This is a genomic window from Deinococcus actinosclerus (assembly GCF_001507665.1).
In the GTDB taxonomy this organism is placed as follows: Bacteria; Deinococcota; Deinococci; order Deinococcales; family Deinococcaceae; genus Deinococcus; species Deinococcus actinosclerus.
The window spans coordinates 3,129,838-3,142,357 of the sequence record NZ_CP013910.1; the positions used below are offsets into that span (position 1 = coordinate 3,129,838).

Here is a 12,520-nt window from a genome sequence, read left to right on the forward strand (position 1 = left end):
GACTCCAGTCTGCCGCGCGGTGGTCAGCGGCGGACGTGACTCAGGGCCAGCCACAGGCCGAGCAGCAGCAGGAGGCACCCGAGGCCGCTGAGCAGGAACAGGGCAACCGGACGGTGGCCTACCCCGCCCAGCGCGAAGCCCATGACGTTCAGGGCGCAGCCCAGGGCGAATAATCCGCCCATCCGGGCGCGGGGGGAGACGGTGGTCATGCGTCCCAGCCTGCCACGCGCCACGCTGCCTGCCAAGCGGGGATGCCCTTCAGGGAAGGATCGCCTCGGCCTCGATTTCCACGAGGTGCAGCGGGTCGATCAGCGCGGCGACCTGCACCATGGTGGTGGCGGGGCGGATGTCGCCGAAGACCTCGCCGTGCGCGAGGCCGATCTCCTCCCACTGGCGGATGTCGGTCACGTAGATGCGGGTGCGCACCACGTCTTCCAGACGCGCCCCGGCGGTTTCCAGGGCGCGGCGGATGATGCCGAGGACCGCGCGGGTCTGCTCGGCGGGGTCGCCCTCGCCGACGACCTCGCCGTTCACGGTGGCGGTCGTGCCGCTGACGTGCACCACGTTCCCGACCTTGACGGCGCGGGCGTATCCGATCTTCGCTTCCCAGGGGCTGCCGCTGCTGATGTTCTGCCGCATGCCCCAGCCTAGGCGGCCCCCGCCGGCGGGGGCGGGGGCGTCGTCTGCACGGGCGCTGTCACCCCGCGCGGCACAGCCGGGGGCCGGGGCAGTTACCCCAGCGCCTTGACCTCGGCCTGCAGGGCGTCCAGTTCGGCCCGCAGCTCACCGGAGCGGGTGCGGGCGGCGTCCAGCCGCGCCTGCTCCTGCCGGGTGAAGCGCGTGAAGGGACTGATCGCGTCGTGCAGGCGCGTGTCGGCGCGGTCCTGCTCGCGTTCGAACTCGCGCCGCACGATGCGCTCCAGCGCCTCGCGCAGTTCCGCCACGCGGGCGCGCAGCTGCCGGTGCGCCTGGATGCGCTTGTTCGGCAGGACGAACAGGCCCAGGCTGCCCAGTGTCAGGCCCGCCAGAATACCCCCGGTGAAGTCCAGCGCGCTGGCCCCCACGAGCGCGCCGATGCCCGCGCCGATCCCGACGCCGCCCGCCAGACCGCCGATCACGCCCTTCATGGCGTCCTCCGCGTCCCGCGAGAGGTTCCGCGCGAGTTCCTGCTCAGTCGTCGTCGCGAGGTGCTCGCGGGCCGACCCGGCGATGCCGTCCAGCAGCGCGGCGCGGTCGTACGAGAAGCGGGTGCGGGCCACCTCCTGGCTGGGCTGGCGGCGGATGAGGAACGCCTGCACGTCCTCCCAGAAGTGCAGGTTCGCCTCCACGAAGCGGTCGATCATCGTGCCGAACTGCCGGTCGATCGCCTCGGGCAGGTCCGCGACCGCCTCACGCCGGAAGTCCTCCTCCAGCTCGCGGCTGTTCAGCAGACCCCGCAGGTTCGAGAAGCGCAGCCGCGCGTCGATGAAGCGGTCCGCGCGGACCTCAAACTCGCTCAGGAGGCGCGCGACACGGTTCAGTTGCCCGTCCAGTTCGCCCAGCATCGTCTCGCCGTGCGTGGCCCGCTGCGCTTCCAGGTCGCCCAGCACGCGCAGGTCGTCGCCCAGCGTGGCGCGGGCCGCGTCGGCGCGGGTGACCTCACCACTCAGGAGCTGCGAGGCGGTATTCAGCGGACTCAGGAGTTTCAGGCGGGTGCGTTCCGTCTCCGACAGGCGCGCCTGCAACAGCGACCGCAGCGCCGCGAAGCCCGCGTCCCCGCCGCGCTGCTCGCCGCGCGCACTGATCAGCAGCACTGGCGGGGTCAGGCCCAGCACGCCCCGCGCGCCCGTCTCCACGAATGCGCGCACCTGCTCGCGCTGCTCGGCGGTTTCCAGCAGGTCGGCCTTGTTCACGACCATGATCACGCCGCGCCCCCAGCGGGCCGCGAGCTCGAGGAACTGCCGTTCGGACTCCGTGAACGGCCGGTCCGCCGACGTCAGGAACAGCACGAGGTCCGCGCGCGGCAGGAACCCCTCCGTCAGCGTCTGATGCTGCCGCACGATCGCGTTCGTGCCCGGCGTGTCTACCAGCGCCACGCCCTCCAGACTGGGTAAGGGATAGGTCAGACGACTGACGAACGGATCGGCAGTGGGTTCCATCTGCCCCGGCTGCTCGCCATGCACCAGCACGTAGATACGGTCCGTGGTGGGCGTCACACCCTCCGGCAGCACCGCCGCGCCCAGCAAAGCGTTCACGAACGAACTCTTGCCCGCATTGAACTCACCCACCACGACCAGCAGGAAGGCCTCATCCAGATTGCGCAGCGCCTGCCGGGCGTGGCCGATCACCTCGGGCGGCGCACCCTGGGCCTCCAGAAACGCCTGTACGTCCCCCAGCAGCCCCCGCTCACGCGACAGCAGCCCCTGCACCCGATCCGATACCAACATAAAAGACAGCCTACGCGGCCCACCCTGATCACACCTTCAGGAAATCTGGACCCCGCCCCCCGCACATGAGCCCCCCTGAACAGGGGCGCCCCATACACCATCCGGAGCCTTCACTGTGCCTCATTTGTCAGACCCTGAACAGCAGACTGAGTACAGAGAGGTCACGATGATCAGCCCGAAGACTTCAAACTGGAAAATCAACCAGGGGTTCACCCTCTTGGAAGTACTGCTAATTCTGTCCATATTCGGCATTCTGTCCAGTGTTGGCGTGTACAGCCTGCTGAACCTGCGTAGCCCTGCCCGTGATACAGCCCGCACCGTCCACTCTGCACTGATGCAGTTGCGCTCCAGCGCGGCCACCAACACCCAGGCGCGCCGCATGGTCCTGAACAGCGATCAGACTCTTAGTCTGCAAAGCTCCCTTTCTTGCAGCGAAGCCGATCAATCGAAATGGACCACTTACGAGACAGCCGTGCAGTTACCAGACAGGATCAGGGGGCGCCCTGTGACGTTCACCAACAATGCAGTGCCTCTTTCTGGTCCTAACGTCATCGTATGTTTCACGCCGCGCGGGCAGGCCAATTCGGCCGCCAACCTGACAGTCGCCGATTCACGCTCCAGCTACACCGTGCAGGTCGCGTTGGCGGGGGGTGTGAAGACCAGTGCACCGTGATGGCACCCAGGCGTTCACACTCATCGAGGTACTGGTCGCCTTGGCAATCCTGGGCATTGTCATGAGTACTGTCATGAGTGCTCTGTTGGCCAATACCAGCGCGAATGCTCGAGTGAATCGCAAGGCCGAGGCTGTGCGCATCTCCGAGGAGTACATGGAACGCTACCGGCAGCAGAGCGACTACAAGACACTCCAGGCCACAGATCTGGAGAACACCGTGGTGCGCGGCGGGCAGACATACAAGGTCATGACAGATTTCTGTCCTTTGGATTTGGCGAACGACATTAAGACCGCAATGCCCTGTACAGCCAGCTCGGTTTACATCCGCGTCGAGGTAAGTAATGACGGCAAACTCCTCCAACGTACGGAAACGTACTACACCGCCTTCGGCAGTGAATAAATCCGGCTTCACCCTGGTCGAACTGCTGGTTGGCATGGCGCTGCTGGCTGCCGTGCTTCTGGTTGCTTCCACAGTCCTAAGCAGCTCCAATCAAATCACAGAAGATGACACGGCGCGTATCATGGCCAGCCAGAACGTACAGGCCGCCGCAGACATGATTGCGAACGATCTGCGTCAGGCTGGGGAGAACCTGGAACTAGACCTGGGCATCTCCGGAGTGGAGTTTGACAATGCCAGCCAGCGCCTGACCATTCGGCGCAGCATCCCGCCCTTTACCGCCTCTCAAGTCGGCAGTGCCACCAGTTACATAGGTCAGAAACCTGCTCGTCTCCCCGTGTGTGCGGTTTCCGGCACCAGTATTCAAGTGGTGGGCCCACCCCCTGGAAGCACGACATCTACTGCCAATTGCGCTTACAACACTGTATCGAGCAGCGACCCGGACGACGCGCGTGTCAAGACGTGGCGACTGTATTTCGCCTCTCAGGGCCCGCAGACCGCCTTGCTGTACACGCCGCAGAGCGGCTCGGCGCCACGGCTGGCCACCGTCTTCGTCCGGAGTGTGGGGGCTATACCCTCAAGTAGTACGCCCTCTGCTGAACGCCGCATCTCCGTGACGATTGATGGTGGCGTGCCGTCCGGCTATACCGTCAGCAGCAACACACTGCTGATCTTGATTGACGAGAGGCGCTACATGCGCACTGCCAACGAACTGAGACTGGCTGGCAACGGTCAGACGGATGCCGAAGCTCAGCCGGTGGCTTTCGACGTATCGCAGTTCGATATCAGCGCCAACCTGGTGAAACCCGACGAGACCGTGACTGCCGTGAGCAGCACTGGCCCCTGGAGTCGCCTGAAGTCCATTCGGCTCACGCTGAGCGGTGCGACGGGGGGACTCACTCGCAATAAGACGCGTACGTTCCAGGCCACTGTGTTTCCCCGCAACGTCGAAACGGCCCGAGGAGGCAATTGATGTTCCATTCCCGTTCACATCAGCAGGGGTTTTCCATGGTGCTCGTGCTGAGCCTAGTCGCCCTGATGAGCTTCATGCTGATCACCTACTCGATCATCACAGTCAACAATGCCCGCACAGCGGGAAACACGTCGGCATCCAGCAGCGGCTTCTACGTGGCCGAAGCCGTCTTGAACGCCCGTGCAGACCGTATTCGCCGGCAATTCAAGGGTTTTCTCACGCCGTCCGGCACATCGCCATCAAGCAGCCAGCCCTGCACCGGCAGTGACGTTGGCTCCGGTGACATGGCCTGCGAAAACCTGACTGTCAACGGACGCGCGGCCCGCAGCTACGTTACGAGAAGCGGCACGCCAGCCTCGATCACCATTCCAGTCGGTGAGCGGTTTGCGAACCTGACAGCTCAGGAAACGCCATTTACCGTGTACGGTCAGGCACTGAATAGCAGTGGCAATCCGGAGGCAATCGCCAATCTGGTCTTCCGCAGCCGCGTGGTACCGCTGTTTCAGTTCGCCGTGTTCTTCGACAAGGACATGGAGTTCGACAACACGGCGCAGCTGAGCTTTACCGGCCCGATTCACAGCAACGGCAACATCTTTCTGGACGCTGGGTCGGACGTGTCCCTGAGTATCAGTGGACAGCTGACGGGCGCACACGACATCTACCGCCGTCAGAAGCGTTCCAACGTCTGCACCGGCACCGTCAATATTGCTGACAATGCCGGCACCATGAAGAGCCTTGCTTGCAATAGTGGCACGGCGTTGACGAACACCAATCTGAAAACTCAGTACGGCGGCACGGTCGAAAGTCAGATCGGGGAACTGGAGGTGCCCAGTATTGCGGCCCTGCAACCGAGTGCGAGCGCCGAGTACTGGCAGAAAGCGGATCTCCGCGTCGTGCTCAAGAGGCGTGGTGGACTCCTGGGTACAACGTGGGAAGCTCAGATGGTCACGGTCAATGGAACGGTGATCACTGTTCCATCCAGCAGCGCCTGTAACTACAGCAAGGCGGCGTCAGGAAGCTACACGTTCCGCGACAACCGCGAGGCGCAGTACTGGGAAGATATTGCAAATCAACCAGAGCGGGCTACCAAACGCCTGCTGGAAATTGACGTGCGGGAGCTCCTCACCTGCATTCAGAAGGCCACAAACATCGGGGTCTCTGGTGGCCTCAGCAACTCCACGGACGGTGGCTTGGTGATCTTCCTCACAGTTGATGATTCAGCCAGCGACACTGTCACGAGCGGCCTGCTGGGCGTCCTGGGCAGCGGCAGTAACGGAGCTATCTCTCAGACAGATCCAGCGTTGCCGAACAACTATGGGGTGCGCCTTCGTAACGGCGCGGTACTTCGTAGCAACGATGGGACCAAACCCATGGGCGTGACCTTCGTGACCGATCAAGCGGCCTACATTGTCGGAGACTTCAACAAGGCGTCCTCCGGCAGCAGTGACTGGGTCCCCAGTGCAATTCTGGCTGACAGCATGAATATCCTCTCGAACTCCTGGGATGATGCAACTCCTGATCCTTCTACTTGTGCAGCACGGGATGGCAGCTTCCCGTCGCCCAATTCTTGGGTTAGATTAACTTATTATCCCAGCTACAAATACAACACTCTTATTCAAACACCGCCAGCAGGCTATCAGATTACTAATATGTACCGAATGAAGAGCGCAACCGAGCCCCTTAGAACCCGAATTCTGAATAGAGACTATTTCACCTACGCCAATAAGTCAGATGCACAATACTTGCCCTCGGGGGGGCTGGATTGGAAAATCCCATTGCCGAGCATAGCTGAGACTCCTTTTCCAAGTGGCGACATGCGCTCTCATTACAATTTGAACTGTCGTTACGTGAATGGCGAGACTATTGTCAACACCGCGATTCTAGCTGGTACTGCAACCACCGGCGACGAAGGCGCCCTCTACAGTGGCATCGGCAAGACAAGCGGGGGCGTCCATAACATGATGCGTTTCCACGAAGACTGGGGGGCCAACGGCGGGAACCCCAACGGCGCTCAAAGATATAGCTACCGTGGTTCGCTGGTCAGTCTGGATAAACCTCAGCACGCGGTCGGGGACTTTGTGTTGGGCAATCCCATCTATAACCCTCCTGTACGTAACTGGGCCTTCGAGACTAATTTCCGGGATTCCGCAAATCTGCCTCCGCTCACTCCACGCTTCGTGTACATCAAGCAGGACAACTTCGTACGCAACTTCAGTCAGCAGTAACCGTACCTGCATTTGGCGAGGAGAGCTGCGGCATGGAGCAATGAGGACGCGGCTCTCCTCAAGTCCACTTTGTTTTTCACTGTAGGTGGTAGCCTGTGGGCGTGACGTGGCTCAAGCCGGTGGAGATTGGTCAGGACGCGCAGGCGACCTACAACGAGTTCCTGCGTGATCTGGACGCGCGCCTGTCGGATCCGGGCACGGACCGGTTCGAGCTGGCGGCCGGGGTGCTCTCGGAGATCATGTATGGGCGCTCCGTGGCGCAGCTCCGGGCGGACGCGCCGCTGGCGGCGCTGAATGTGGACGCGCGGAACGTGACGTTCGAGGCGGAGTACTACATGGCGACGGACACGGAGGCGTTCACGCGGGTCAAGCCGCTGCTGTGGCTGTGGAAGAACGCGGATCTGACGCCGGTGGGGCAGAATCCGGTGCTGGGCATTCCGCTGCGGCGGGTGCTGGCGGGGCACGTGTTCCGGCGGGTGGGGCGGGACTTCAAGTGCTGGCAGAACGTGGAGTTCAGCGTCGGGTACAACATGGAAGTCGGGGACGACGTGGTCGTGCACCGGCACGTGCTGCTGGACGATATCGGCGGGATCGAACTGCACGACAACGCCAGCATCAGCGATTACGTGAACGTGTACAGTCATACGCACAGCGTGCTGGACGGCCCGGACGTGACGCTGCGGCGCACGGTGATCGGCCGGGGCGCGCGGGTCACGTACCACTCGACGGTGCTGGCGGGCAGCGTGATCAGTGACGACGCGATGCTCGCGACGCACGCGCTGCTGCGCGGGGATATCCCGCCGCATGGGATCGCGATGGGCGTTCCGGCGCGAACCACACGCTTCAAGGTGCGTGAGCCGCAGGAGGTGCACGTGGATTCCCGGTCGTTCGTGCGGGCGGCGGACCGCAAGGCCAACCCGGAGTTCCCGGACCCCACGCCGAACCAGACGCGACTGCCGGAGGAGCAGGAGCAGCCGCGCCCACTGGTAACCGGGCAGGGCTGACGCCGATCAGGAGAGGGGGCGACCGGGCATCAACCCCGGTCGCCCCCTCTCCCCTGTCCGGCGTTACAGCGTGGTGTGCTCGCCGGGCTTCAGGATGCGCACGTCCACGCCCCGCGCCTCGCCCTCACGCCGGAAGACGGCGGGGTCGCCGGTCAGCGGGGGGAAGGTGCCGTAGTGCATGGGGATCGCCACCTTCGGCTTCAGGAGGTCGAGGGTGCGGGCCGCTTCCTCGGGGCCCATGGTGTAGTGGTCGCCGATGGGCAGCAGGGCGGCGTCCAGGCCGCGCTGGCCGATCAGGCTCATGTCGCTGAAGAGGTTGGTGTCGCCCGCGAAGTACACGCGTTTTTCCCCCAGTTCAATGATCAGGCCGGTGGGCATGCCGCCGTAGGTGCCGTCCGGGAAGGACGACGAATGCCACGCGGGCGTGAGCGTGACGCTGCCCCACTCGGCGCGGTAGGTGCCGCCGATGTTCATGCCGACCGGCTGGGTCGCGCCGTTCTTCCCGGCGTACCCGGCGATCTCGGCGGTGGCGATCAGGGGCACGCCGGCCCGGGCGAAGTCCAGGGCGTTGCCCCAGTGGTCGCCGTGCGCGTGACTGATCAGCACGGCGCTGAGCTTCCACTCGCGCGCCTCTGCCAGCGTGACGGTGGCCTGCGGGTTGCCCTCGATGAACGGATCGATGAGCAGGCGGTGCTCGCCGCTCTCGAGGAGGAAGGTGCTGTGGCCGATGAAGTGAATGTTCATGTGGAACCTCCGGTCGGGTCAGCTTCACGCGCGGGGCCGGCGCGCGACTGTGGGCGTTCCCGCGTTCCCGCCCACGTGTCCATCTTCCGGTGGACGCGCGGGCCGTGAGGCTGCCGTTCTCATAGGGCGCAGACCGTATAGTGGGCGCGACTTCGCTTGCCCCGCCCCTCCGCCCCCGCGCCCGTGAAAGGAGTACGCCGCCCTGATGCCCCCGCTTGGACAGGTCAGTGTCCGGGACGTTCTGGACATCCTGCTGGTCGCGTTTCTGGTGTACCAGGGCTACCTGCTGGTCGCGGGCACGCGGGCCGTGAACGTGGTGCGCGGCATCCTGGTGTTCGCGGGGGTGTGGGTGGCCGCGCAGCTGCTGAACCTCACCACCCTGTCGTACCTGCTTGGCCGGGCGGGGACGGTGGGGATCTTCGCGCTGATCGTGCTGTTCCAGCCGGAACTGCGGGCTGTCCTGGAGCGGGTGGGTCGCCCGCGCGGGCGGGACACCGGCGCCAGCGGCGCGGCGCTGCAGGACCTGGCGCGCGCCATGGAACGCCTCGCGGAACGCAAGACGGGCGCGCTGATTGCCATCGAGCGCCGCACGCCGCTGGGCGAGTACGCCGCGACCGGCGTGTCGCTGGACGCGCTGGTCAGCGTGCCGTTCCTGGAGGCCCTGTTCGCCCGCAACGCGCCGCTGCATGACGGCGGCGTGATCATCCAGGGCTCGCGGGTCATCGCGGCCGGGTGTCTGTTTCCGCTGCAGTCCAGTGACGGCACGTACCGCCGCTACGGCACGCGGCACCGCGCGGCGATCGGCCTGTCGGAACTGACCGACGCGGTGGTACTGGTCGTCAGCGAGGAGCGCGGCAGCATGCGCGTGGCGCTGGGCGGGCGGCTGGGGCCGGATCTGACGGGCGCGGAGCTGCGCGAGCACCTGCGGACGCTGGTGTACGACCCGGCCGGGTACAGCCCCCTGCCGGACCCGGCGCCGGAGGTGAAGGCGTGAGTGTGGGTGACCGCATGCAGGGGCGGCTGCACTGGCTGCGGCGCTGGCTGAGTCCCCGCTACGCCTGGGCGCGCACGACGCACAACCTGCTGCCGAAGCTGCTGGCCCTGGCGGTGTCGGTCACGCTGTGGTTCGTGGCCACCGCCGACCGGCGCGCGAACGTGGAGCAGGGCTTCGACGTGCCGGTCACCGTGCGCGACACCACCGGCAACGGCCAGGAGAAGCGCGCCACGAGCAGCCTGAACCCGGCCTCCGTGCGGGTGATTCTCGCCGGGCGCCCCGAGCGGCTGCGCGACCTGCAACCTGACAGTATCGAGGCGGTCGTGGACGTCACCGACGCGCCGGAGGGCAGTTTCACGCGCACGGTGACCGTCACCGCGCCGGGCGGCACGACCCTGCAGCGCGTGACCCCCACCCGGGTCCAGGGCTTCGTGGATACCCAGGTGGCCCGCACCCTGCCCGTGACGCTCAGCGTGACCAGCCCGCCGGAGTCGAGCCTGCCGCGCTACCAGGTCACGCCTGCCGAGGCGACCGTCTCCGGCGCGGGCCGGGTGGTGGTGAACGTGGCCCGGCTGGTGACCAGCCCCGTGGGCCTGGGGGCGAACGCCGAGCGGGAGGTGCCGCTGGTCGCGCTGGACTCGGCGGGCCTGCCGGTCACCGGGGTCACCATGCGGCCCAGCACGGTCACGGTGCGCCGCGTGGATACCGGGGAGCTGCCGGTGAAGACCCTGCGCGTGACCCTGAACGACCCGCCCGCCACGCTGCAGGTGACGGCGGTCAGCGTGCAGCCGGGCACGGTGCGCGTGGTGGCCGCACCTGAACTGCTCTCACGCCTGCGGGAGATCTCGGGGGAAGTCACCTACCGGGAGGGGACCTACACCGCGCCGGTGCGCCTGAATGTTCCCGCAGGCGCCCAGGCGCTGGAGTCGGTCAGCGTCCGCCTGACCGTGACCCGCCGCACCCCCTGATCCGGCCGGACCCCGGCACCCCCGCAGGCCGCGCCCTGGACGGCCCAGACGCCCGTCAGCCGGGCGTCAGAAAGTGACCCGGGTGTCAGCTGACAGCGGGCGAGGGGCGTATAGTCGGAGGTATGATGTGGAGAAACGGCCACATACTCGCGTGATCGCCCAGGTGCTGCCCCCGCCCCCCGGCGTGGCCGCCTGGACCGGCTGGGAGGAACGGGTGCGGCTGATGGTCAAGCCGCGCCGCTACGAGCATGTGCTGCGCGTGGCTGAACTCGCCGCGCAGATCGCCCGCGCCAACGGCCTGGACGACATGCGCGCCTACGCGGCCGGCGTCCTGCACGACATCGCCCGGGACCTGCCGGACCACGAACTGCTGCGCCTCGCGCCGCCCGAGTGTGAGATCGACGCCGCGCACCCGCTGGCCCTGCACGGCCGCGCCGCCCGCACCCTGCTCGAACGGTGGGGCTATCAGGATCAGGTCGTGCTCGACGCCGTCGAGGATCACACCACCGGTCCGCGCGGCGGGAACCCCGTCTCGTCGTGCGTATACATCGCCGACGTGTCCGAACCCGGCCGTGGCGTGAACGCCGACATCCGCGAACTGGCCCTGACCGACCTGACCGCCGCCCTGGAACGCGCCATCGTCTCCAAGGTCACGTACCTTCAGGGCCGCGGCATTCAGGTGCACCCCCGCACCCTGAAGGCCTACCACGCCCTGCCCTGCAACGCCCACCTCCCCTGCCCCAAGTGAACGTGACCAACCCCCCTCCCCCCCGCATCGCCGGGCTGCGCGCCCTGCAGGCGTTCGGCCTGTCCCTCTCCGCCCTGTCCCTGGGGGGGTTTGCGCTGCTCAGCGGCGCGGGCCCCACCGCTGCCGCCGCCACCGTCCCCGGGCAGGCGCCCAGCTTCACGGTGCTGATCGCCGGGCGGGACATCGTGTACTGCTACTACCAGCAGCCCTGCAAGAACCAGGATCAGCGCACCGGGCTGGCCCAGCCGCCCAACACGGACACGGTCATGCTCGTCAAGATCCAGGGCACGACCGCGCACGTCCTGAACATCCCGCGCGACACGAACGTCGGGCCCTTCGACCGCTACAGGTCCGTGGCCCTGCAGAAGATCAACAGCCAGTACTTCTCGGGGGGCGGCCCGCAGTCGCTGGTGAAGGCGGCCGAGACCATCACGGGCGAACATATCGACTCGTACGTCGTGGTCCGCACCGACTACGTCGAGCGGGTCATTGACGCGCTGGGCGGCCTGGACGTCACGGTGCCCGAACCCGGCATCGAGTGGGTGGACAACGCGGCGGGCGTCAACCTGAAACTCGCGCCCGGCGCGCACCACCTCGAAGGCAAGGAGGGCGTGCTGTTCCTGCGGGTCCGTAAGGGCTTCGGGGACGACTACGGCCGCATCGACCACCAGAAACAGGCCCTGACGCAGCTCGCCGGCAAGCTCCGGACCCCGCAGGGTCTCGCGGCGCTGCCCACCATCCTGGGCGGCATCGGCAACGGCGTGGAGACCGACGTGAACCCCGCCACCATCGCCGCCCTGCGCCCCTACCTGGGGCAGCTGAAACTCAGCTTCGCCACCCTGCCCACCGACCCGATCCCCGGCACCTTCAACCTCGCCGTGAACCGCGAGCGGCTCGCGCAGGTGTGGGGCGACGTGCCCGCCACCCCACCCAACCCGGAACTGAAGATCACGGTCGTGGACGCCAGCGGCGAGAACCTCGGCCCGGCCCTGACCCGCGCCCTGACCGCCCTGGGCTACCGCAACGTGCAGGTCACCCCGGCCCCGCGCAGCGGCGAGGCCAGTCAGGTGTTCACGCAGCAGGACGTCTCGGACGCCGCGCAGCTGGCCGACACCCTGAACCTCCCGAGGCTCCAGGGCGAACGCTTCCCGGTCAGCGCGGGCGAGGTCGGCATCCTGCTCAGCGCGGACGCCGCCGACAGCCTCGCGGCCCTCAAAGGCCCGGGCACCGCTGCACCCTGACCCCACACGGCCGCTCCCCTGAAATGAATTCACGGTAGGGGCGTGTCCCGCCCCGCGCCCTGTAGACTGATCCATTGCAGCGCGCCCCGGCCCGCTCAGGCCACCACAGGCCCCCGCGCCGCGCGCC

At 66.5% G+C, this 12,520-nt stretch carries 13 protein-coding genes and 1 pseudogene; 10 read left to right on the forward strand and 4 right to left on the reverse strand.

From position 1 onward, the window contains the following. Positions 1–23 precede the first annotated feature (23 nt). The 3 genes from AUC44_RS15320 to AUC44_RS15330 form a co-directional block, all read right to left on the reverse strand. Positions 24–209 carry a hypothetical protein gene (locus AUC44_RS15320; RefSeq protein WP_062159488.1) on the reverse strand — a complete coding sequence of 62 codons (186 nt, stop codon included), beginning with the start codon at positions 207–209 and terminating at the stop codon, positions 24–26. Between the two features lie 49 nt (positions 210–258). After that, positions 259–639 carry a RidA family protein gene (locus tag AUC44_RS15325; RefSeq protein WP_062159489.1) on the reverse strand — a complete coding sequence of 127 codons (381 nt, stop codon included), beginning with the start codon at positions 637–639 and terminating at the stop codon, positions 259–261. 92 nt (positions 640–731) lie between these two features. After that, positions 732–2,426 (reverse strand): dynamin family protein, encoded by a 1,695-nt coding sequence (locus AUC44_RS15330; protein WP_062159490.1) that lies wholly within the window; start codon positions 2,424–2,426, stop codon positions 732–734. Between the two features lie 166 nt (positions 2,427–2,592). On the opposite strand from AUC44_RS15330, the gene AUC44_RS16330 reads away from it, so the two are divergent. The 6 genes and pseudogenes from AUC44_RS16330 to AUC44_RS15340 all read left to right on the forward strand — a co-directional run bounded on the left by AUC44_RS16330 (position 2,593) and on the right by AUC44_RS15340 (position 7,698). Continuing rightward, positions 2,593–3,099 carry a pilus assembly FimT family protein gene (locus tag AUC44_RS16330; protein ID WP_157445408.1) on the forward strand — a complete coding sequence of 169 codons (507 nt, stop codon included), beginning with the start codon at positions 2,593–2,595 and terminating at the stop codon, positions 3,097–3,099. Further along, positions 3,089–3,142: pseudogene (locus AUC44_RS17385) on the forward strand (prepilin-type N-terminal cleavage/methylation domain-containing protein); the annotation flags it as partial. The gene AUC44_RS16330 and the pseudogene AUC44_RS17385, both read left to right, overlap by 11 nt. 30 nt (positions 3,143–3,172) lie before the next feature. After that, positions 3,173–3,499, forward strand: a complete 327-nt coding sequence (locus tag AUC44_RS15335) for a hypothetical protein (protein WP_231724474.1) — start codon at positions 3,173–3,175, stop codon at positions 3,497–3,499. Then, positions 3,492–4,469 carry a PilW family protein gene (locus AUC44_RS16335; protein ID WP_197408555.1) on the forward strand — a complete coding sequence of 326 codons (978 nt, stop codon included), beginning with the start codon at positions 3,492–3,494 and terminating at the stop codon, positions 4,467–4,469. Before AUC44_RS15335 ends, AUC44_RS16335 begins: the two co-directional genes overlap by 8 nt. Continuing rightward, positions 4,469–6,694: a hypothetical protein gene (locus AUC44_RS16715; RefSeq protein WP_157445409.1), complete on the forward strand. Its 2,226-nt coding sequence runs from the start codon at positions 4,469–4,471 to the stop codon at positions 6,692–6,694. The genes AUC44_RS16335 and AUC44_RS16715 overlap by 1 nt, the downstream gene beginning before the upstream one ends. Positions 6,695–6,795: 101 nt before the next feature. Beyond that, positions 6,796–7,698 (forward strand): acyltransferase, encoded by a 903-nt coding sequence (locus tag AUC44_RS15340; protein WP_062159492.1) that lies wholly within the window; start codon positions 6,796–6,798, stop codon positions 7,696–7,698. 63 nt (positions 7,699–7,761) lie between these two features. Here AUC44_RS15340 and AUC44_RS15345 read toward each other — a convergent pair whose 3' ends face one another. Continuing rightward, complete coding sequence (locus AUC44_RS15345; RefSeq protein ID WP_062159493.1) at positions 7,762–8,442, reverse strand: metal-dependent hydrolase; 681 nt, start codon at positions 8,440–8,442, stop codon at positions 7,762–7,764. Positions 8,443–8,647: 205 nt separating this feature from the next. On the opposite strand from AUC44_RS15345, the gene cdaA reads away from it, so the two are divergent. The 4 genes from cdaA to AUC44_RS15365 all read left to right on the forward strand — a co-directional run bounded on the left by cdaA (position 8,648) and on the right by AUC44_RS15365 (position 12,393). After that, positions 8,648–9,436, forward strand: a complete 789-nt coding sequence (gene cdaA / locus AUC44_RS15350) for a diadenylate cyclase CdaA (RefSeq protein WP_062159494.1) — start codon at positions 8,648–8,650, stop codon at positions 9,434–9,436. Beyond that, positions 9,433–10,404 (forward strand): CdaR family protein, encoded by a 972-nt coding sequence (locus AUC44_RS15355; protein WP_231724475.1) that lies wholly within the window; start codon positions 9,433–9,435, stop codon positions 10,402–10,404. Before cdaA ends, AUC44_RS15355 begins: the two co-directional genes overlap by 4 nt. A 223-nt stretch (positions 10,405–10,627) precedes the next feature. After that, positions 10,628–11,152: a bis(5'-nucleosyl)-tetraphosphatase (symmetrical) YqeK gene (gene yqeK / locus AUC44_RS15360; protein ID WP_082689215.1), complete on the forward strand. Its 525-nt coding sequence runs from the start codon at positions 10,628–10,630 to the stop codon at positions 11,150–11,152. Positions 11,153–11,154: 2 nt separating this feature from the next. Beyond that, positions 11,155–12,393: an LCP family protein gene (locus tag AUC44_RS15365; protein ID WP_335338676.1), complete on the forward strand. Its 1,239-nt coding sequence runs from the start codon at positions 11,155–11,157 to the stop codon at positions 12,391–12,393. Positions 12,394–12,520: the final 127 nt, after the last annotated feature.